Below are 21,300 nucleotides of genomic sequence, written 5' to 3'. Positions count from 1 at the left end.
GCCCCGCTCCGCGCGACGGCGCCTCCCCCGGCCCGGCCCGGTACGGCACGCTCCGGGGAGCGCGTAACCGGGCGAACCCCCAGACGGCGACCGCCGCGAGCGCCAGCCGTACGATCGCCGACCACCAGGACTCCTGCCCCGGCACGACGGCGTTGGCGTTCCAGATCCCGCCGAGCGACAGCAGGCTCCCGACCGTGCCGAGCGGCCCGTCGGCTCGGGCGGCGAACGCCTCGACCCCGGCGGGATCGGTCACGGCCCGGCTGAGCAGGGCGGGCACCAGCCACGGCAGGCTCAGCACCCCCAGCACCAGCGCGGCCTCCACCACCCGCCGCGCCCGCACCGTCCAGTCGGGGACCGGGGCGGTCGCGGCCGTCGCGAGCACCGCCAGCGCGGAGACCAGCATCGCCTGGAACCCGCCCACCGCCGCCGGGAGCAGCGCGACGGCCAGGCGCAGCCGGCCGCCGAGCAGCACGGCGCGCACCGCCCAGGGCAGCCCGGCGACTCCCAGCAGCAGTGCCCACTGGCCGAGCAGGAGCCGCTGGGCGAGGTAGGCGTTCCAGGCGTAGAAGGCGGCGGCCGCCAGCCGGGGGCCCAGGCGCCGTGAGGGCACCAGGGCTGCCGCGCCCGACGCGGCCAGCACGAAGATCCCGATCAGGACGGCCTTCTGGACCATCTGGTCGGGCGCGATCCGTGAGAGCAGGGCGACCACCAGGTCGCTGGGCACCGCCCGGGGAAACCCCTCCCCGAGCAGGGTCAGCGGCGGGTCCGGCACGAACACCATGTCGTACCTGAGCACGAAGCCCGGTCCCAGCGCGGGGCCGAGGGCGAGCAGCGCGAGCAGCAGCCCGAGCAGGGCGGGCGCGGACCGCTCCGCCGTCTCGACCCACCCGCTGCGCATGATGACCGACTCTAGGGGGTGGCTCCGGATGTCCGCGGACGCGCCCGGAGCCACCGCCTCAACCGGCTACTTGCCCGGCTCGGGGTCGCGGGGCAGGCCGAGCATGCGCTCGGCGATGATGTTGAGCTGCACCTCGGTGGTGCCGCCGTAGATCGTCATGGCGCGGGTGGCGAGCACGGCGCGGTTCCAGTAGCCCGCGTCGCCGAGCTTCATGTCGGCGGCGACCACGGCGGAGGCGCCGAGCAGCCCGACCGCGCACTCCGAGACGTGCTGGGCGTGCGAGGTGGACAGGAGCTTGCGGACCGAGGCGTCGGCGCCCGGCTCGGCGCCGGTGAGCTGCTTGAGCGTCACCCGCAGGCCGAGGGCGTTGATCGAGTGGCCTTCGCAGACCACCCGGGCCAGCTCCTGGCGCTCGGCGGGGGTCAGCTCGCGGCCGAGCCGCCCGGCCAGGCCGACCAGGTCGGGGACCGACGAGCCGGTGCCGCCGGAACCCGAGGAGAGCGAGACCCGCTCGTTGGACAGGGTGTTGCGGGCGACCTTCCAGCCCTGGCCGACCTCCCCGACGACCAGCTCGTCCGGGATGAACACGTCGTCGAGGAAGACCTCGTTGAACAGGTTCTCACCGGTCATCTCGGTCAGCGGCCGGACCGTGACGCCCGGGGCCTTCATGTCGACCAGGAAGTAGGTGATGCCGTCGTGCTTGGAACCGGCGGAGGAGTTACGGGCGATGCAGATGCCCCACTCGGCGACGTGGGCGACCGAGGTCCAGATCTTCTGGCCGTTGAGCTTCCAGCCCCCCTCGACCTTCTCGGCCTTCATCTGCAGCGAGGCGAGGTCGGAGCCGGCGCCCGGCTCGGAGAAGAGCTGGCACCAGATCATCTCACCGCTCAGGGTGGCGGGCAGGAAGCGCTCCTGCTGCTCGGCCGTGCCGTACGTGGCGATCGACGGGACCACCCAGGCGCCGATGATCATCTGGGGCAGCTTGACGCGGGCGGCCTTGAGCTCCTGGAAGATGAGCACCTGCTCCAGCGGCTTGGCGTCGCGGCCCCACGGCCTGGCCAGGTGCGGCATCACGTAGCCGGCCCCGGCCAGCGCCCGCTTCTGCTCCTTGCCCTCCAGCTTGGCGAACTCGGCGACCTCCGCCCGGATCCGCTCGCGCAGCGCGGTGGCGTCGTCCGGGAGGTCGATCTCCATCTCCCGGCTCACGCCGTTCAGTGCCAGCGAGGCGACCGTCTCGGCCCATTCGGAGGAGGAGCCGAGCAGCGCGCGCAGGGTCAGCGCGCGGCGGTAGTAGAGGTGGGCGTCGTGCTCGTAGGTGTAGCCGATACCGCCGAAGATCTGCACGGCGTCCTTGGCACACTGCACGGCGGCGTCGGGGGCGACCACGCCCGCGATCGCGGCGGCGTAGGCCGCCTCGTCCCCGGCGCCCGCGGCGCGGGTCGCGTCCCATACGGTGGCGCGGGCCTGCTCCAGCGCGACGAGCATCCGGGCGGCCTTGTGCTTGACCCCCTGGAACTGGCCGATCGGGCGGCCGAACTGCACGCGTACCTTGGCGTAGTCCGACGCGGCGCCCACGCACCACGACGCGACGCCCGCGGCCTCGGCGCCGAGCAGGACGGCGGCCAGGTTGAGGACGCCCGGCCCCTGCAGCCCGTCCAGCACCCGTCCCGCCGGCACGGCCACCGCGTCCAGCTCCACCTTGGCCACACCGCGGGTCAGGTCCAGCGACCTGACCGGGGTCACGGTCGCCTCGGAGGCGTCCAGCGCGACCCATTCCTCACCTCGGTCGGTGCTCACCGGGAGCACCAGGACGTCGGCGAGCGCGCCGCCCAGGACCAGCTCGGCGAGGCCGCCGACGGTCAGCGTGCCGTCCTCCCCCCGGGTGCCGGTGATCGAGCCGGTCAGCGCGACCGCACCGGTCAGCGTGCCGTCGGCGAGGCCGGGCAGGAGCTCGGCGTGCGCCTTGCCGTCGGAGGCCAGGATCGCGGCGCTGGCGAACACGGTCGGGACGTAGGGGCCGGGGGCCACCCGCTCGCCGAGGGCCTCGACGGCGACGGCGGTCTCCAGCAGGCCGTAGCCGCTGCCGCCGTGCTCCTCCGGCAGGTGCAGGCCGAGCAGTCCCTGCTCGGCCAGGCCGGACCAGAAGGCGGGACGCCCCTCGTTCTCGGCCGCGATCGCGGCGCGCACGACCTCGGACGGGATGTTCCGCTCCGCCCAACCGGTCACCGACTCGCGGAGCGCCTCGTGCTCCTCGCTCAACCCGATCGCCATGACAGCCTCCAGACACGGTTCAGTGGCAGAACCATATTCTAGAAGGTACTTCCATCACAACGCTCGGGCACTCTCCACCAAAGGTGCGATGTCGGCCCAGAGCTGCTTACGCGTGTCCGGCACGGTCACGAAGAGCATGGCGGGCTTCCTGCGGCCCACGTCCAGCACCGAGAGCGCCGCCTGGGAGGTGCGCCTCTCCCCCTTCACCCGGTAGGTCACCTGGTAACCGAAGATCCAGCCCTTGCCCGCGACCGGCTCCTGCGAGGCGGTCCAGACGACCTTGCTGCCCGCCGGATACTGGTGGCGGATCGTCCACCTGACCGCGGTCAGCGCCACCCTGCGGAAGTCGGCGCCGGTCTTCAGGGCGTTGACCGGCGCCGCGCCGGGGAGCGGGCCGGAGGCGACCATCGTGCGCGGCAGCCGCGCGGCGCCCACCTGGTGGCCGACGGAGAAGGACGGGATGACCCTGGCCGTCCACGGCGCGCCCAGCTTGACGTAGGCGATCGCGGCCTTGGTGTCGGTCACCGTGCCCAGCACCGGACTCGGCGTGCCGGGCAGCGGCTGCAGGGCCTTCACCCTGGGCACGCCGGGCAACGTGATGGTGGGCACGGCCCGCGGGAGCATCGGCTCGGTGGCGGCGTCCGCCTGCGGCGTCGGCACCGGATCGTCGGGCTCGTCGGCGGAGAACAGCACGAAGGCCGCGACGATCGCGGCGGCGCTGACGACGGCGGCGACGGCGCTGACGGCCACCCGGAACCGGTTGCTCCCGGTCCGCGCCGGCGGGGCGGGAGGCGCGGGCGGGGCGGCCGGGCCGCCGTCGCCGTGCGCGCCGGGATTACCGAACGTGCTGGGCGGGTAGACCGGAGCGGATCCGGGGAACGCTCCATCGGGGTCGCGCCGGGAGACGAGCACGGACTCCTCGCCGTCCCCGATGGGGAAGCGCCGGGGCACCCTGGTGCCGACCATCGTGCCGTCTTCGTCGCGGATGGCGGGCATGGGGGCCGTGAGCGCCTCGTGGGACGGGACATATCTCTCGCGAGAGCGCCCGGAGGAGTTTCCACCAACGTCCGCCATAGGCGTCACATTACGTCACCTGCCGTGATCGATATACCGTGCCACAATTACACTTAAGCCACGAGATCACCATTTTCCCTGGTGGTAACAGCCCTCTTCCATAAACAGAATGTCGCTCTGTATGGTCGCGCCTATGAGGGGCTTCTACGAGATCGCCGCGGCCGACCCCGGACGCGTCGCCGTCATCGCCGGCACCGCCACGACGTACGGCGAGCTTCACGACCGGGTCAACCAGGTCTCCCACGGCCTCCTCGCCCGCGGCACCCGCCCCGGCGACACCGTGGTGACGGTCCTTCCCAACGGGGCCGACGCGATCACGATGATGCTCGCGACCTACCAGATCGGCGCCTATCACGTCCCGGTGAACTGGCACTACACCGCCGACGAGGTCGGCTACATCATCACCGACTGCGCGGCGCGCGTGGTGGTCGGCTCCGAGCGCCACGCGCGGGCCGTGCCGGCCGGTTTCACGGAGGTCGGCGAGCTCGCCGAGGGGCGGCCCGTCACCCCGCCCGGCGAGCGCCGGGCCGGATCGATGATGCTCTACACCTCCGGCACCACCGGCAGGCCCAAAGGCGTCCGGAGGCGGCTGATCGACCTCTCCCCGGAGAACCTCTACCCGATCCTGATGCGCAAGAGCTGGCGGCACTTCGCCCTGCCGTTCGACGGCGTGCACCTGCTGCTCTCCCAGCTCTACCACTCCGCCCCGTACGGCCAGGCGATGATGGCGCTGCAGTTCGGCCACACGCTCGTGGTGACCGAGCGGTTCGACGCCGAGGAGACGCTGGAGCTGATCGAGCGGCACCGGGTGACCAACACGTTCATGGTGCCCACCATGTTCCACCGGCTGCTGGCGCTGCCTGCCGAGGTCAGAGAAAAACATGATTTGTCATCATTGACCCACCTCTATCACGGCGCCGCTCCCTGCCCGCCCGCCACCAAGCAGGCCATGATCGACTGGCTCGGCCCGGTGCTGTGGGAGTACTACGGCTCGACCGAGGCCGCCGTGGCCACCATGGTCTCCTCGGCGGAGTGGCTGGAGCGGCCGGGCACGGTCGGCCGGGCGATCGACGGCATGGAGTTCAGGATCGTCGCCGACGACGGCACGGAGCTCCCGCCCGGCGAGCCGGGCATGGTCTACATCGGCGGCATCAACCGGTTCGAGTACCACCACGACCCGTCCAAGACCGCCTCCGCGATGCGCGGGCGCCTTTACACCCCCGGCGACATCGGCTACCTGGACGGGGAGGGCTACCTGTTCCTGTGCGACCGCCGTACCGACCTGATCATCTCCGGCGGGGTGAACATCTATCCGGCCGAGATCGAGGCGGCCCTGCTGGAGCACCCCGCGGTGGCGGACGTGGCCGTGATCGGCGTGCCGGACCCGGAGTGGGGGCACCGGGTCGTCGCCCTGGTCCAGCCGGCGCCCGGCGCCGAGCCCGGCCCCGCGCTCACCGCCGGCCTGCTGGCCCACTGCGAGCCCAGGCTGGCACGGCTCAAGCACCCGCGGGTGATCGAGTATCGCGACCGGCTGCCGCGCACCCCCACCGGCAAGCTGAGCCGCAGCGACCTCCGGGAGACGTATCTTCCGCTCTGAGCTGGGAAGACATATCCCATGGGGGGATCGAGTTCACGTCTCGCGCTGTTCGCCGCCGCCGCCATAGCACTCGCCGGCTGCGGCCAGACCGCGCGATCACAACTGTCCGGCACGGCCACCGACTCACCCGGCGCCTCGGCGGAGGCGTCCCCACGGACATCGGAGGAGCCGCTGGCCCTGGAGGGCAGATACGAGCGGGTCATCGCCGGCGTGCTGCCCTCCATCGTGCAGATCACCACGACGAACGGCCTCGGGTCGGGCGTCGTCTACGACAGCTCCGGGCACATCGTCACCAACGCCCACGTGGTCGGCCGGGCCACCCGGTTCGAGGTGACGCTCGCCACCGGCGGCGCCCCCCGGGCGGCCAAGCTCGTCGAGGCCTTCGCCCTCGGCGACCTGGCCGTGATCAAGGTGGACGATCCCACCGGGCTCAAACCGGCCGTCTTCGGCGACTCCGGCAAGCTGCGGGTCGGCCAGATCGTGCTGGCCATGGGCAACCCCCTGGGCCTGTCCGGCAGCGTCACCGACGGCATCGTCTCCGCGCTGGGCCGTACGGTCAGCGAGCCCACGGAGGGCGAATCCCCCGGCGCGACGATCACCGGCGCGGTCCAGACCTCGGCCGCGATCAACCCCGGCAACAGCGGCGGCGCGCTGGTCAACCTCTCCGGCGAGGTCATCGGCATCCCGACCCTGACCGCCGTCAACCCCGAACTCGGCGGGGGGCAGGCCCCGGGCATCGGCTTCGCGATCCCGTCCAACACCGCCACCGACATCACCCGGCAGATCATCAAGGACGGCAAGGTCACCAACACCCACCGGGCCGCCCTCGGCGTCACCGTGCAGACCGTGATCGGCTCCGGAGGTCAGGCCTCGGGCGTCGGCGTCGTGCGCGTGACCCCGGGCGGCGGCGCCGACCGGGCGGGCATCAGGTCGGGCGACGTGATCGTCTCCATCAACGGCACGCCCACCCCGACGTCACAGGCCCTGTCGGAGATCCTCGCCACCCTCAACCCCGGCGACCAGGCCAAGGTCGAAGTCCTGCGTCCCAACGGCTCCACCTCCACCATCGCCGTGCCCCTGAGCGAGCTTCCCGGCGGCTGACCGGCCCGAACGGCCGCGCGCCCCCCTCGCCCGGCGACCCGGCAGGCCCTCACGGGCACCCGGCGACCTTCACGGGTACCCAGCGACCTTCACGGGTACCCGGCGCAGCTCCGTCCGGTCACCGGACGGGCCTTCGCACGGTCACTTGAGCCCTTCACGCGGTCACCCGGCAGTCCTTCACGCGGTCACCCGACGGGCTTTCGTACGGTCCCCCGGCGGGCGTTCGCGCGGTCACCAGGAGGTCCTTCGCATGATCACTTGGCGGTGAAGACGATCTCGACGCGGCGGTTCCTGGCCCGGTTCTCCTCGACCGGCTTGCCGGCCACGATGTTGGGCGCCTTCGGCTTCCGCTCACCGAGACCGGTGGCCTCGAAGGTCACGCTCTGCCCGCTCAGCAGGGCCCGCAGACCCTCCTGCACGGCCTGCGCCCGCCGCAGGGACAGCCGGTCGTTGTAGGCGTCGGCGCCCTGGTCGTCGGTGTGTCCCACGATCTTGACCACCCCTCCGGCCGACTCCGTCCTGATCCTGCCCGCGACCCCCCGCAGCCTCGCCGCCGCCTTGGCGGAGAGAACGGCCCTGTCCAGGGCGAACAGCACGTCGCTGGTGAGGGCCAGGGTGACCGTCTCGCCCTGCTTCGACTCGCTCTCGCTGCCGTCCAGGGACTCGACCTCCGCCAGGAGGTCGTCGACCGGCAGGATGAGATCCTCCACCGGCGCCGTGGCGTCGGCCGGAGGGTCCGGCTCCGCCCACGCCGCCGGCGCGGCCCCGGCGACGAGGCCGCCGGCGAGCACCGCGGCGACCAGGACACGCCATACGGGCTCAGGAGATCGGGACATCGGTGAACACCCCGAGGATCGGGAACTCAACGTTGATCTTCTGGACGTCCGGCGGCGGCGCGGCGTAGGTCGCGTACAGCGGGACGACCTCCCCGGGCTCGGTGCTGACGTCGTACTCCGAGCACACGCACTTGGCGGTGCCCTTCTCGCCCGTGCGGGCGACCCGGTAGCGCTTGGCGTTGGCCGGGTCGACGAGGCTCACCCCGGCCACCGTCAGGCCGAGATAGGCGGAGGTGTCGCCCATGTCGCTGCCCATATTCCATTTGGTGTCACCGGTGTTGGTGACGGTCCAGCTCAGCGTGACCAGCCGTCCCTGCCGGCGGAGGCCGGTGACGTCCACCTTCAGCTCCGCGCCGCCGGCCTTGACGTCACGGGTGGCGATCACCTCCCCCTGCTGGGGCGGCGCGCTGGCGCCCGTGCCGGGCTGCGCCTGCTCCCCGGACGGGGCCTGCTCCTTCTGCTCCGGGTTCTGCTCCGGCGCGCCGGACGCGGCCGTCTGGGCCACCTGCCCGGACTGGCGCTCCTGCCCGCCACCACCGAACTGCTGGCCGTTGAGCACACCGCACGCCGTCAGGGTCACCACCAGACCGGGTGCGGCCACGGCGAGCGCGATCTTCCTTCGCATCCTGTGTCACCTTTACTTGTCGGGGTTCCGGGCCGGAGTCGAATGTACGGAGGCGACCTTCAGAATCCGTATAGCCCGCTATAACCACAGGCCACGGCGGCGGCGCGCCTCCCGGGCGAGCTCCTCCGCCTCGGCCAGACCCCGCCGGTCGCCGAGAGCGTCGAACTCTGCCACAGCGACGGCGATCCCGGCAAATGCCCCATCGACCTCATCGAGGTCGAGATTCGCGGCCGCCAGGACCAGCGACGCGCGGGCGGTCCCCCGGCGGTCGCCGTACTCCTTGAAGATCGCCAGGGCCTCCTCGGCCGTCGCCCGCGCCGCCTCCGGCACGCCGTCGGCGTGGGCCGCCCGAGCCAGCAGCAGCAGGCCGGAGGCCTCGGGCAGCCGGTCACCCAGCCGCCGGTCGATACGGAGGCCGCGCTCGGCGCAGTCACGTGCGGCGGGCAGCCGCCGCCGCTCCAGGTGGACCAGGGCCAGCTCGCGCAGGGCCGCCGCCTCCCCCCGGGGATCGCCCAGGTCCCGGTAGGCGTCGAGGCTGATCGTCAACAGGTCCTCGGCCCGCCGTACCGAGCCCAGCCCGCGCAGCGCGTCCGCCCGGCCCCGCGCGTCACCGGCCGACTCGAACTCGGCCAGGCACTCGGCCAGGCACCGCTCCGCCTCGGCGGGACGCTCCTGGGCGAGGAGGACCAGACCGAGCCGGTATCGGGCACGTGCCTCCTCCGACCTGTCGCCCAGGTCCCGGAAATGGGACAGCGCCGCCTGGAGGGCGCGGGCGGCGTCGTCCAGGCGGCCCTCGATCCGGTACAGGTCGGCCAGCGCCCTCAGCAGCAGCGCCTCGCCATGGCGGTGACCCGCCAGCCGCGCGGCCTCCAGCCCGATCCGGTTCGTCGCGTGCCAGTCCTCGTGGTGGGCCCGCAGCTCGAAGAACGGCGTCAGGTAGAAGGCCAGCCGCCAGGCGGCCTCGGCCAGCCCCGCGCGGTGGAAGTCCGCGACGGCGGCGACCAGGAATCCCCGTTCGGCCCCCAGCCACCGGGCCGACTCGCGCAGATGCGTCGTCTCCATGGCCATGCTCTGCTCCGCCGTACGGACGAGGGTCCGGCCGGTGCCCGGTTCGGCCGGCAGCAGCAGGCCGCGGGCCCGCCGTACCCGTTCCAGGACATCACGCGCGACCACGGCGAGCACCCGCGCCGCCGTGCCCTCCTCCTCGACGAGACGTTCGGCGGCGTAGAGCCGGGTGAGATCGTGCCAGCCGTACCGCTCCTGGCCCGCGTCGTCCAGCCCGCACGCCTGGAGCAGGCCGGCTCCGGCCAGCTCCTCCAGTGCCCGGTCCACCCGGAGACCGCCGAACGCCGCGGCGGCAGCCCACGGCGCGACGTCCGGCCCCGACAGCGCCCCGAGACGTCGCAGCAGCCGCTGCTCCTCCTCCGCCAGACCGCGATAGCCGAGGCCGAGGCTGCTCCGCACGGCCAGATCCCCGGCGGTCAGCTCGTCCAGCCGCCCGCGCTCGTCGCCCAGCCGTACGGCCAGGTGCTCCAGGGTCCAGCCGGGCCGCCGGGCCAGCCGGGAACCCGCGATCCGCAGCGCCAGCGGGAGGCCGCCGCACAGCTCGGCGATCCGCCGGGCGGCCTGCGGCTCGGCCCGCACGCGCGGCTCCCCCACCACCCTGGCCAGCATCGCCACCGATCCGGCGGTGTCGAGCACGCCGAGCTCGAAGGCGCGGGAGGCCTCCAGCCCGTACAGCGGGGACCTGCTGGTCACCAGCGTCAGGCAGCCCGGCCCGGTCGGCAGCAGCGGCCTGATCTGGGACTCGCCGACGGCGTCGTCCAGCACCACCAGCAGCTGCCGGGAGGCCACCATGCTCCGGTAGAGGCGCACCCTGTCGTCGAAGCCGGCGGGGACGGCCCCCTCGGGGCAGCCGAGGGAGCGCAGCAGGTCCTCCAGCACCGCGCCCGCGCCGGCCGGGCGGTTCCCCGCGCGGAGCGCGGCGTAGAGGCGGCCGTCGGGGAACTCCGCGCCCAGCAGCGTGGCGGCGTGGACCGCCACGGCGGTCTTCCCCGAACCGGCGGGGCCGTGCAGCACCAGATGGACCGGAGCGCCACCGGCCGCGGGCGCCTGCCGGGCGATCCAGCTCAGCACCTCCTCGCGGCCGGTGAAGTCGGCGATGTCGGGCGGCGTCTCCTGCGGAACGGCGCCGCGCTCCCGTACCTGCCCGGCCAGCACCTTGTCGTGGGCCGCCCGCAGGTCGGGGCCGGGCTCCAGGCCCAGCTCCTCCACCAGCACGCGGCGGGCGTCCTGGTAGACCGCGAGCGCCTCCGACCGCCTCCCCGCCTGGTGCAGCGCCAGGATGAGCTGCCCCCAGGCGCGCTCCCTGAGCGGGTAGGCGGCGACGAGCGCGCGGAGCTCGCCGACGACCTCGCCGTGACGCCCGAGTGCCAGGTCGAGATCGATCCGCTCCTCGGTCGCGCCGAGACGCAGCTCCTCAAGGCGTACGGCCTGCGTCCGCCGGAGCTCGCCGGAGTCGACATCGGCCAGCGCCGGTCCACGCCACAGCGCCAGGGCGCCGCGCAGCTCGTCGGCGGCCTCGGCCGTCCTGCCGGCGTCACGGGCCCGGCGCGCCCGCTCCACCATGCGGTCGAAGCGGTGCGCGTCCACCTGGTCCGGGGTGATCGCGATCAGGTACCCGCCGGGGACCGTGCGGATGGTCTCGGCGCCGACCAGGCGGCGCAGCGCGCTCACATAGACCCGCAGCACCGACTCGGCCGAGGCCGGCGGATCCTCGCCCCACACCACGGCGATCAGCCGGTCGAGCGTCACGACGTGTCCCGCGCGCATCAGCAGGGCGGCCAGGATCGCGCGGTGCTTGGCCGGGCCGGGCGCCGTGATCCGGTCGCCGTCGAGGATCTGGATCGGCCCCAGCACGCCGAACCGCACGGGACTATTCTCCCGCCGGGCGCACGTCGAACGAGCCGAACCTGACCCGCACCGCCGCGTCGCCGTCCGGTGCCGCGTGCACCCCGGTCTGCCCGGGGCCGTAGGGAGCGGCGTCGACGGCCTCGCCGGCGAGGGACTCGTTGACCCACATGCGCAGCAGGAGCCTCGCCCCGTCGGGACGGCATTCGGCGACGACCCGGTTGTCCGCCGACTGCTTGACCTCCGCTTTCCCGGCCGGGCCGTACAGGGCCGTGCCCTTCTGCCCGGCCTGCCGTTTGGTGATCGAGACCGTCCCGGAGCCGCTGACCGCGAACTCGTAGCGGTCACCGGTGCCGGCGTCGCCCCGGCACCAGACGCCGAACTCTCCCGAGCCCTCCGTCAGCCGCGCCGAGCCGCTGACGACCACTCCCCCCTCGGGCTCGTCCGGCGCGGGCGCCGACTTCCACAGCCGCCAGCCCGGATTGACGGTCAGGAGGTAGGACCCGTCCGCGACCTCCGCCCGCCCGGCGGTGGTGGAGCCCACCGACCAGGAGTGATCCGCGCCGCCGAAGTCGGCGTGGAAGGGCCACTCCCCGCCGGGGGACGCCACGGTCCGCCACGTCGCCACCCCGGCCGCCGCCACGGCGACGACGGCCAGCCCGGCGAGCAGCGGCGTCCGCCACCCGCGCCGTGCGGGCCGGGTCTCTCCGGGTGGGTCCGGAGGCCGGCCGGTCCAGGTCCGCTCGACCACCTGTGTGGCCGTCGCCGGAGTCACGCCCGGCCCGCCGACCAGCTCGCCGAGCAGTTCCGAGGCGCTCGGCCGGCGGGCCGGGTCCTTGGCCATGGCCCGCTCGACGAAGCCGCGGATCCGCCCGTCCAGACCGTCGAGGCGCGGCCCCTCGTTGACGATCCGGTAGAGGACCTCCGCCGGCGCCCCGCCGCCGAACGGCAGCCGCCCGGTCCCCGCGAACGCGATCACCCCGCCCCAGGCGTAGACGTCGGCGGCCGGTGTGAGCGTCTCCCCGCGCACCTGCTCGGGGGCCATGAACGCCGGTGTCCCCTGGATCCCCTGGCTCACCAGGCTGTCCCCCTCGACCAGCTTCGCGATCCCGAAGTCGATCACGCGCGGACCCATCGGCGACAGCAGCACGTTCGACGGCTTGAGATCGCGGTGGATCACCCCCGCCCCGTGGATCGCGTTCAGTGCGACCGCGATGCCGACCGCCAGGGCCTCCAGGTCGGAGCCGGTCATCGGCCCCTGTTCCCGTACGGCCTGCGCCAGGTCGGGGCCCTTGACGTATTCGGTGACGAGATAGGCCACGTCCCCGTCGAGCCCGGCGTCCAGCACGGGTGCCGTGCAGAATCGGGCCACCATGCGGGCGGCGGCGACCTCGCGCTCGAAACGCCGCCGGAAGTCCGGGTCGCGCGCCAGCTCCGGGTTGATCACCTTCACCGCGGCCAGGCCGCCGGTCGGGGTGCTGGCGAGGTGCACGGTACCCATGCCGCCGCGTCCGAGCACGCGCCGGAGCAGGTAGCCGCCGATCACCTGCGACTCGCCTGGTGCGGCCCGTTCCGAAGGGTTCATCGGAGTTAGCGTAGCTTTCCGGCGTTCCTCCCATTTTCCGGGTGTTCCTCACGCACCATCGGGGGAGGTCACCGTCAGGTCCGGTCGATGGGATGTGCTAGCTCCATGGCACCCGGTAGCACCTCAGGCGTGCAGTCGACGTATGAGCATGCCTGAGCCCGTTAATCCGACGCGGATCTCACAGCGTGATCTGCGCAACCGTTCGGCGGAGATCATGGACGCCCTCGAACGCGGCGAGCGATTCGCCGTCACTCGCAACGGCGACCACATCGGCGATCTGGTGCCCATCCGTCGCAGACGGCGCGCCGTCTCCCGCGCGGAGTTCGCCGCCATGTCCCGTGGCATGCCGCGCCTGGACGACCGGGATTACCGCGCCGACCTGGGGTGACACGCCCCGGGCTCGGCCCTCCGCACTGAGGGGTCATGCCGTACGGCGGAAGCGGGGGGCGTGACCCGAGGACCGGAGGCGGAGGCGTCAGCGGGGGGCGTGATCCAAGGACCGGCGGCGGAGGCATCGGCGGGGGGCCGCAATGCGCCTCGGCCGGGCAGGCGGGGGCCGGAAATGACAACAGCGGCGTCCCCCCTGAGGGGGCGCCGCTGACAGGGGGTCGCCCGCCCCGGCTCGGGTGAGCCGGTGGCCGAACGACACCGAGGTGGTGGAGGTGGCGGGAATCGAACCCGCGTCCTTCAACTCCAAGACAGGGCTTCTCCGGGTGCAGCCTGCTGTGCTTTTCTCAGCCCCGGCGTTCACACAGGCAAGACGCCGACGGGCTCAGCCACTGTTTGATTTCCCGATCTTCCCCGTGGCCGGGTCGATCGGTTGAGCCTCCTAGCGATGCCGGATCCGGGCCGGAGGCGCTCCCGGGCCGGCAGAAGTCACTCGCTGCTTAGGCGGCGAGTGCCAGGTTGCCCTGGCTGACTTCGGAGTGCGTCTTATTGGCACTTGTTGGTCGCGGTCACAGTGTTAACGAGGTTATGTCCGCAGTCCTCGACCCGCTTCCCCTGACTTGCAAAGCCAAAGTCGAAACCAGTCACCCCCCTGTTGAGTTGTCAACCCGGTCCCGAGGGACCGAGCTATCCGAAGATACCTGTTACAACACGGGTAACGCCAACTGAATTCCCATCCGGCAGGCCCTCCCCATGCCCGGGAGGCCCCATGGGGCCGCAGACGCCCGGAACCCCGGGGACGCGGCTCTGTCGCACGCGCCCCCGGAGCCGACCGGCAGGGTCGAGCCGGTCCGGACGGCAGGGCCTCCCCCGAGACGAAGCCCTGATCTCATCACGACGACCGAGCCCGCAACCCCCGAGCGGGGCTCAGTCACTTAGAAGGACGCAGACAGGACACGCGATGGTTGCTCGGAGTGATGACAATATTCCGCTGGGTCACAGTCCGGCGTGCAGGCCCCGGAAGAACCGCCCGGCGATGGCCGCCCCCGCCGTGGAGTCGGTGCTCTCCGCGAGCACCGCCACCGCCACGTCCTCCTGCCAGCCGACGAACCAGGCCAGCGGCTTGCGACCCTGTGTCGCGGAGGCGGTGATGCCGGAGACCGGGTCGCCCGGGGCCGCCGCCAGGCGGGCCGAGCCGGAGGTCACGCCGGCGCGCATGAGCGTCTTGAGGGTGCTGATCGTCTTGTCGTCGATCCTGATCGGGTCGGGGGTCTTCACCGGCTCGGCCTCGGCCGAGGGGTCCGGCGTCTTCGGCTCGATGACCAGGACGGGCGGATGCCAGGTGCCCGAGGCGACGGCCCCGGCGACCAGCGCCATGGAGAGCGGGCTGACCGAGACGTTCTGCCCGGCGATGGCCTTGGCCGTGGCGGCGTCGTTGGTCAGCGGCCGCATCCTGCCGCTGAAGGTCTTCAGCGGCAGGCTCCACTGCGCGCCGATCCCGAACCTCGCGGCGCTGGCCGCCAGCTCGGCACCGTCGATCTTGCGGGCCAGCGAGGCCAGCGCGGTCACGCAGCCAGTGGCGAAGTTGCCCTGGAGGCTCAGCGTGCTCCCGGCCGGCGGCGCGGCCTGATGGAACTGCGCGCCGCCGACGGTCCGGTCGACCGGGCAGGCGAGCTTCTGCTTGAGACTCACCTGGGCCTTGAGGAGTCCTTCGACGGACATGATCGAGAAGAGGCTGCCGGCGTGGAACTTCCCGGCGAGCGCGTGCCTCTCCTGGTGGTACTCCTTCGTGCTGGCGACGGCCAGCACGTTGCCGGTGGAGGCCTGGACCGCGACCAGCATGGCCGGCGAGCCGCCGAGCAGGGCGCTGTCGGCGACCTTCTGGATGGGGCGGTCGAGCGTGGTGCGCACCGACGAGGTGGCCCGGCCCGGACGCCACTTGCGCAGCTCGGCCACCGTCTTCGACGTCTTGGTGTCCAGGATGATCACGCTGGTCTCGGTCGAGCCGGTGAGGTATTCCTGGTAGGCCTTCTGCAGCCCGCTCCGGCCGACCGTGTCTCCGGCCCGCTGCGGGCCGCCGAGCTGCTGCTCGGTCTCCGGGGTGACGGCGGTGACGGCGCCGACGATCTGGGCGGGTGAGTCGGGGGCGACCGGCAGCGACTCCGGGCTTATCTGGAGGCCCGGGATCGCCTCAAGCTGGGTGCGGAGCTGGGCGTACTTGGCGCGGCCGAAGGTGACCAGCGGGACCTGGACGTTGGGGATCGCCGAGCGGATCCGGCTCAGCAGGCGGTCCTGCGGGAATCCAGTGATCTTGGAGAGCTGCCTGCAGACCGCGACCTCGTCCTTCAGCAGGGACGGGATGACGTTGGCCACGTAAAGGGTGGCCTCCTGCTGGAGCGGGTCGTTGTTGCGGTCGAGGATCGGCTGGCGCCCCTGCGGCTTGACGTCCACGGCGAACCGCTGGCCCTCGCGCAGCTGGGGGTGGATCACGCTGGGCGACCAGCGCACCTTCCAGTGGCCGTCCACCAGGTGCAGGGGGAGCTTTCCGGCGTACTCCCAGAGGGGGTTGTTCTCCCCCAGGTCGACCTCGGCCGCGAAGTCGGCCTCGGTCTGCTCCCCCGCGCTCCGGATCCCCTTGAGCTTGAAGCGGAACGAGGCCGCGTCAAGGTGGACCTTGGCGTCCTCCAGGGCCTGACGGACCGCCTTCTGGTCCCCGTCCGTGCGCCGGGCGGCCGCGGCGTAGTCGCCCGTCTGCCATCCGACCAGGAAGTCACGCACCGCCTCGTGGGCCGACGGCTCCTCGAAACACGCGGACAGCATGGGGACCGTCGCCGCCAGCGTGAGCGCCGCGGCGACGGCCCGCCGAGCCTTCCCCGTCACAATTACCTGTTCCTGTACCTCAGTGAGCGGGCCATCTCACGCTTGGCCTGATTCTCGGCCAGCGTCTGCCGCTTGTCCCAGTCCTTCTTGCCCTTCGCAAGACCAATCTCGATCTTGGCCTTGCCGTCCTTGAAGTAGATCGCGAGCGGTATCAGCGTGAGACCGCCCTCCTTGGTCTTGGAGACCAGCTTGTCGATCTCCTTACGGTGCAGCAGCAGCTTGCGGGTGCGGCGTGCCGCGTGGTTCGTCCACGTCCCCATGGTGTATTCGGGGATGTGGACGTTGATCAACCAGGCCTCGCCGTCCTTGATGACCGCGTAGCCGTCGATGAGGGAGGCGCGGCCAAGGCGCAGCGACTTGACCTCGGTGCCCTGTAGCACGAGACCAGCTTCGTAGGTGTCCTCGATGTGGTAGTCGTGCCAGGCACGCTTGTTCTGGGCGATGACCTTCCGCCCGGTCTCACGTGGCATGCCCCCGAGCCTACCGGGGACCGGAGCGGCGAGCCGCGCCCGAGAGCCCGAGCGCGCTCGACGGGCGAGCCATCAGCACGGCCGCGTCACACCCGCAGGTAGCGGCGGAGCGTGACGAACGAGGCGAGCACGCAGATGACCACACCGATGATCATCGTGAGGGTGATCACCGTGGCCACGGTCTCCCACGTGAGCGGGGTGTTGGCCAGGTACTCCTGCACCTTGTCGAAGAGGAACACCTTGCTGATGATCAGCAGCAGCGCGGCCACCACACCGCCCAGCAGGCCGGCGATGACCCCCTCCATCACGAACGGGAGCTGGATGTAGAGGTTGGAGGCGCCGACCAGCCGCATGATCCCGGTCTCGCGCCTGCGGTTGTAGGCGGACAGGCGGACCGTGTTGCCGATCAGCAGCGCGGCCGCGAAGACCAGGATGATCGCGACCACCAGGGCGGCCCAGCGGAGACTCTCCAGCAGCCCGAAGAACTTCTCCAGGATCGTCTTCTGGTTGACCACGTTGGAGACCCCGGCGGCGCCCTTGAGCCCGTCGATCACCGCGCCGTAGGTCTCGGGGTCCTTGAGCTTGATCCGGAACGACTCCGGCATGTCCCCGACCTGGATCGCGGAGAGCATCACGGTGTTGCCGGCGTTCTGCGCGCGGAAGTTCGCGTAGGCCTTGGCGGCGTCCTCGAACTCCACCCGCTCGACCTGCGGCAGGCTCTCGATCTGCGTCCTGAGCGCGGCCTGTTCCTGCGCGTTCACGCCGCCGCTCCCCTTGCACTGCGGGAAGGGGTCGTTCTTCTTGCACAGGTAGACCGAGACCTCGACCTTGTCCGACCAGAAGTCCTTCATGCCGGAGATCTGAGAGTTGATCATCAGGCCCACGCCCAGCAACGCCATGCCGATGGCCACGGTCACGATGACGGCGATGGTCATCGTGAGGTTACGGCGGAGGCCAATCCAGACCTCGGAGAAGATGAAGTTTGCCCGCATGCTCTTCCTGTCGCTCTTCTGGTCCTGGTCTCAGTACGCCTGGCCGTACACGCCACGCGACTGGTCACGGACGATCTTTCCGTCCTCCAGTTCCACTACGCGCTTGCGCATGGAGTCGACGATGGCCGCGTCGTGCGTGGCCATGACGACCGTGGTACCGGTCCGGTTGATCCGGTCGAGCACCTTCATGATGCCGATGCTCGTCGCCGGGTCGATGTTTCCGGTCGGCTCGTCGGCAAGCAGGATCATAGGCCGGTTGACGAAGGCACGGGCCATCGCGACCCGCTGCTGCTCGCCACCGGACAGCTCGTCGGGCATCCGGTGGGCCTTGCCCTCCAGGCCGACGAGCTCGACGACCTCGGGCACGACCTTGCGGATGAACCGGCGCGGCTTGCCGATGACCTCCAGGGCGAACGCGACGTTCTCGTAGACGTTCTTGTTCGGCAGGAGCCGGAAGTCCTGGAAGACGCAGCCGATCCGGCGGCGCAGGTGCGGGATCTTGAAGTTGGACAGTCGGGCGAGGTCCTTGCCGGCCACATGGATCGCTCCGGAGTTGGGGCGCTCCTCCTTCAGGACCAGGCGCAGGAAGGTCGACTTCCCGGACCCCGAGGGGCCGACGAGGAACACGAACTCGCCCTTGTCGACATCGACGCTGACGTGGTCCAACGCGGGCCGGTTCTGGTTCGCGTAGACCTTGGTGACATTATCAAAATGGATCACGGGCGCATCACGGCATGCCAGTCTAGGGGTTAGGACGGTCGCGGGAGTGGCAGAGGGCCACTTCCGCCTCTCGCCGGCCGGGGGGCGCCGGTCTTTACTCTTGATCGACGTTCCGGTTGGCCGGAGCCCAGTCTAGGGGGAAGACTGGCATGGAAAGTCCATAACGGAAACAAAACGATTCGGCACCCGGTAACGACCACATAAAGTAGTTCTTACCTCGGAGAGGGAGGACATCATGAGCTGTGAGGACCTGGTCTGCGCGGGGTGCGCCCACCCTGTGGCGGAGGGCCGCTGCCCGCTGTGCCGTGCCAACCGCGAGCGGATGCACCATCACGGACTGGGTGGGATGACCCCCGCGCTCGTCTCCCTGGCGCTGATCGCGCTGTTCTTCCTCACCCTCGCCCTCAAGCACCTCTCGGGCACCTGAGGCGTCTCACGGGCCTCTGAGACGCCCCCGGGGCGCCTCGCGGCCCCGGGGCGCCCGCCTTCACGGCCGGCCCTCATCGGCCGGCCCTCAGAGGACCGGGCCGGCTACTGGTCGACGCCCGACTCCTGGCGGCGGGTCCACCGGATCTCGGCCTCGATGAACTCGTCGAGGTCGCCGTCGAGCACCGAGCTCGGGTTGCCCGCCTCGGTGCCGGTCCGCAGGTCCTTGACGATCTGGTACGGGTGCAGCACGTAGTTACGGATCTGGGTGCCCCACGAGGTGGTGGCCTCGCCCCGGATCTCGTTCAGCGCCGCGGCCTCCTCCTGCCGCTTGCGCTCCAGCAGCTTGGACTGCAGGACCGCCATCGCGGTCGCCTTGTTCTGGAGCTGGGAGCGCTCGTTCTGGCAGGAGACCACGATGCCGGTGGGCAGGTGGGTCAGGCGGACGGCGGAGTCGGTGGTGTTGACGCCCTGGCCGCCGGGGCCGGAGGAGCGGTAGACGTCGACGCGCAGGTCGTCCTCGTTGATGTCGATGTGGTCGGTCGTCTCGACGACCGGCACCACGTCGACGCCCGCGAAGGAGGTCTGGCGGCGGCCCTGGTTGTCGAACGGGCTGATGCGGACCAGCCGGTGCGTGCCGTGCTCGCCGCGGAGCGTGCCGTAGGCGTAGGGGGCCTTGACCGTGAAGGTCGCCGACTTGATCCCGGCCTCCTCGGCGTAGGAGGTCTCGTAGACCTCCGTCGGGTAGCCCTTGCGCTCGGCCCACCGGATGTACATCCGCAGCAGCATCTGCGCCCAGTCGGCGGCGTCCACGCCACCGGCCTGGGAGTTGATCGTGACGACCGCCTCACGCGCGTCGTACTCGCCGGAGAGCAGGGTGCGGACCTCAAGGGCGCCGATGTCGCTCTTCAGGGAGGCCAGCTCGCGGTCGGCCTCCTCGCGGGTCTCCTCGTCGTCCTCGGCGGCGGCGAGCTCGTACAGGACGGCCAGGTCCTCCAGGCGCTGCCCCAGGGACTCGACCCTGTTGACCTCGCCCTGCAGGTAGGAGAGCTTGCTGGTGACCTTCTGGGCGCGCTCCTGGTCGTTCCACAGGTCGGGCGCGGCGGCCTGCTCCCCGAGCTCCTCGAGCTGCTTGCGTATCGCGTCGAGGTCGAGCACGTCCTGAATGCTGTTCAGTGTGCCGGTAAGCTCGGTGATCTCTTCTGCCGGATCGATGAGTGCCACGTCTGTAAAGGGTACGCGACCGCCGAACCCCGTTGTGTACGGCTCGCGCCCCCGCCATGGCTAGCATGGGCCCGCGAGGGACCATCGGGAGGCGGACGTGCGAGAACGTGGGCGACGGGATCTGCTCGTGCTCGCCCTCGCCCTGATGACCGCGACCGCCGCGTGCTCGGGCTCCGGCGGCACCTCCGCTGGGCAGGGCCGTCCGGCGACCGGTTCCCCCCTCGTCCCCGCCGCCCTGCCCGCGCCCCGGGTCACGCTCGCGGAGGCGGAGAAGGAGCTGGCGGGCCTCCTGAGCGCGCAGGAGGTGCTGAGCCGCGCCACACCGCGCCAGGACGCCGACGACAGGAACATGCTGGAGCTGACCGACGACGGGCAGGCGGCCCTCGCCCAGGTCGCCCTCAACGGCCCGGCGGGCGTCGCTCCCCCGCACTACACCTGGGGCAGGCCGCAGGTGCTGGTCCCGCGGGTGCAGCGGGCTCCTTTCTGGTTCGCCGCGATCGTGAACCGCACGGATCCGGCGGGCGAGGTGCGCCCCGCCGTACTGACTCTGATCAAATACGCCGGGGAGCGGTGGACCCTCAGCTCCGCCTCCCTCCTGGAGCCCGGCGCGCGAATACCGGAGGTCGCCAAGGACGCGGAGGGCTACGCCACCGCGCTGGACTACGAGGACACGAGCGTCGAGATCAGCCCCCGGCTCATGGCCCCGCTCCACGCGACCTCCGCCGAGGAGGGCACCGAGGGGTTCACCGCCGGGCTGATCGAGGCGGGCCCGCACACCACCGGCTACGCCGACGAGATCGCGGCCAACCGGCTGGACTACAAGAAGGAAGACTGCCTGGGCTACGACTCGATCTTCGCCGCGAGCAACTATCCGGTGTACGCGCTGCGCACCGCCGGTGGCGGCGCCCTGGTCACCTACTCGCTGGTCAGGACCACCACCGTGACCTCCAAGGTGGAGCCCTGCGCGGAGATCGTGGTGCCGCCGGACGCCAAGCGTCTGGTCAAGGAGCGCCGTGCCTCCAAGGAGCTGCGCACCGTGGAGCTGCAGCAGTACGTGAGCACCGTCCCGGCCAAGAACAGCCGCAGGCCGGCGAAGATCATCGGTTATCTGGGCGGCATCACCAAGGTGTACGTCTCCTGAGGCTCCCCCGCCGGCGGGCCCCCTCGGAAGACCCGGCCCTTCGGTGCTCCGGCCTCTGAAAGACCCGGCCCCTCGGAAGACCCTGCCCTCCGGAAGACCCTGCCCCTCGAAGCTCCGGCCCTCCGGAAGACCCGGCCTTCCGGAAGCTCCGGCCCCTCGGAAG

Annotated in this window: 17 protein-coding genes and 1 other RNA gene; 5 read left to right on the top strand and 13 right to left on the bottom strand. The window is 71.6% G+C overall.

Annotated features, from left to right (window positions below; genetic code table 11):
• The 3 genes from CA984_RS28775 to CA984_RS28765 form a co-directional block, all read right to left on the bottom strand.
• On the bottom strand, nt 1-898 hold an 898-nt coding region (locus CA984_RS28775; RefSeq protein WP_479725538.1), incomplete at its 3' end, for an MmpA family trehalose lipid delivery protein.
• A 66-nt stretch (nt 899-964) separates the two neighbouring features.
• On the bottom strand, nt 965-3,169 hold the full coding sequence (locus CA984_RS28770; protein ID WP_086576652.1) for an acyl-CoA dehydrogenase family protein: 2,205 nt from the start codon (nt 3,167-3,169) through the stop codon (nt 965-967).
• A gap of 54 nt (nt 3,170-3,223) precedes the next feature.
• Nucleotides 3,224-4,243: a hypothetical protein gene (locus tag CA984_RS28765; RefSeq protein WP_133061803.1), complete on the bottom strand. Its 1,020-nt coding sequence runs from the start codon at nt 4,241-4,243 to the stop codon at nt 3,224-3,226.
• A 133-nt stretch (nt 4,244-4,376) separates the two neighbouring features.
• Here CA984_RS28765 and CA984_RS28760 point away from each other — a divergent pair, with 133 nt between their 5' ends.
• Both CA984_RS28760 and CA984_RS28755 read left to right on the top strand, forming a co-directional pair.
• Nucleotides 4,377-5,840: an AMP-binding protein gene (locus tag CA984_RS28760; RefSeq protein WP_086576650.1), complete on the top strand. Its 1,464-nt coding sequence runs from the start codon at nt 4,377-4,379 to the stop codon at nt 5,838-5,840.
• 18 nt (nt 5,841-5,858) lie between these two features.
• Nucleotides 5,859-6,941 carry a S1C family serine protease gene (locus CA984_RS28755; protein WP_086576649.1) on the top strand — a complete coding sequence of 361 codons (1,083 nt, stop codon included), beginning with the start codon at nt 5,859-5,861 and terminating at the stop codon, nt 6,939-6,941.
• Nucleotides 6,942-7,195: 254 nt separating this feature from the next.
• On the opposite strand, the gene CA984_RS28750 is transcribed toward CA984_RS28755, so the two are convergent.
• The 4 genes from CA984_RS28750 to CA984_RS47360 form a co-directional block, all read right to left on the bottom strand.
• Nucleotides 7,196-7,777, bottom strand: coding sequence for an OmpA family protein (locus CA984_RS28750; RefSeq protein ID WP_086576648.1), 582 nt, complete (start codon nt 7,775-7,777; stop codon nt 7,196-7,198).
• Complete coding sequence (locus CA984_RS28745) at nt 7,761-8,402, bottom strand: hypothetical protein (RefSeq protein ID WP_086576647.1); 642 nt, start codon at nt 8,400-8,402, stop codon at nt 7,761-7,763. Before CA984_RS28745 ends, CA984_RS28750 begins: the two co-directional genes overlap by 17 nt.
• A gap of 78 nt (nt 8,403-8,480) precedes the next feature.
• Nucleotides 8,481-11,333, bottom strand: a complete 2,853-nt coding sequence (locus CA984_RS28740) for an AfsR/SARP family transcriptional regulator (RefSeq protein WP_086576646.1) — start codon at nt 11,331-11,333, stop codon at nt 8,481-8,483.
• A gap of 4 nt (nt 11,334-11,337) precedes the next feature.
• A complete protein-coding gene (locus tag CA984_RS47360; RefSeq protein ID WP_207621077.1) occupies nt 11,338-12,897 on the bottom strand; it encodes a serine/threonine-protein kinase in 1,560 nt (519 codons plus the stop codon).
• Between the two features lie 148 nt (nt 12,898-13,045).
• On the opposite strand from CA984_RS47360, the gene CA984_RS28730 reads away from it, so the two are divergent.
• Complete coding sequence (locus tag CA984_RS28730) at nt 13,046-13,285, top strand: type II toxin-antitoxin system Phd/YefM family antitoxin (protein WP_242676231.1); 240 nt, start codon at nt 13,046-13,048, stop codon at nt 13,283-13,285.
• Nucleotides 13,286-13,551: 266 nt separating this feature from the next.
• On the opposite strand, the gene ssrA is transcribed toward CA984_RS28730, so the two are convergent.
• The 5 genes from ssrA to ftsE form a co-directional block, all read right to left on the bottom strand.
• Nucleotides 13,552-13,936, bottom strand: a transfer-messenger RNA (tmRNA) gene (gene ssrA / locus CA984_RS28725).
• A 344-nt stretch (nt 13,937-14,280) separates the two neighbouring features.
• Nucleotides 14,281-16,164, bottom strand: coding sequence for a penicillin-binding transpeptidase domain-containing protein (locus CA984_RS28720; protein ID WP_086576644.1), 1,884 nt, complete (start codon nt 16,162-16,164; stop codon nt 14,281-14,283).
• 2 nt (nt 16,165-16,166) lie between these two features.
• Nucleotides 16,167-16,634 (bottom strand): SsrA-binding protein SmpB, encoded by a 468-nt coding sequence (smpB, locus tag CA984_RS28715; protein WP_031162459.1) that lies wholly within the window; start codon nt 16,632-16,634, stop codon nt 16,167-16,169.
• A gap of 86 nt (nt 16,635-16,720) precedes the next feature.
• Nucleotides 16,721-17,626, bottom strand: coding sequence for a permease-like cell division protein FtsX (gene ftsX / locus CA984_RS28710; protein ID WP_086576643.1), 906 nt, complete (start codon nt 17,624-17,626; stop codon nt 16,721-16,723).
• A gap of 30 nt (nt 17,627-17,656) precedes the next feature.
• A complete protein-coding gene (gene ftsE, locus CA984_RS28705) occupies nt 17,657-18,346 on the bottom strand; it encodes a cell division ATP-binding protein FtsE (RefSeq protein WP_012888192.1) in 690 nt (229 codons plus the stop codon).
• A gap of 235 nt (nt 18,347-18,581) precedes the next feature.
• On the opposite strand from ftsE, the gene CA984_RS28700 reads away from it, so the two are divergent.
• A complete protein-coding gene (locus CA984_RS28700) occupies nt 18,582-18,773 on the top strand; it encodes a hypothetical protein (protein ID WP_086576642.1) in 192 nt (63 codons plus the stop codon).
• 104 nt (nt 18,774-18,877) lie between these two features.
• Here CA984_RS28700 and prfB read toward each other — a convergent pair whose 3' ends face one another.
• Entirely contained in the window at nt 18,878-19,996 is a 1,119-nt protein-coding gene (gene prfB, locus CA984_RS28695) for a peptide chain release factor 2 (RefSeq protein ID WP_086576641.1), read from the bottom strand.
• 97 nt (nt 19,997-20,093) lie between these two features.
• On the opposite strand from prfB, the gene CA984_RS28690 reads away from it, so the two are divergent.
• On the top strand, nt 20,094-21,137 hold the full coding sequence (locus CA984_RS28690; RefSeq protein WP_133061802.1) for a DUF8094 domain-containing protein: 1,044 nt from the start codon (nt 20,094-20,096) through the stop codon (nt 21,135-21,137).
• The last annotated feature ends 163 nt before the right edge of the window (nt 21,138-21,300 follow it).

This window comes from Streptosporangium minutum (assembly GCF_002149035.1).
Classification (GTDB): domain Bacteria; phylum Actinomycetota; class Actinomycetes; order Streptosporangiales; family Streptosporangiaceae; genus Streptosporangium; species Streptosporangium minutum.
The sequence above is the reverse complement of the archived record's forward strand: the minus strand, read 5'-3'. Positions and strand labels throughout refer to the sequence as shown.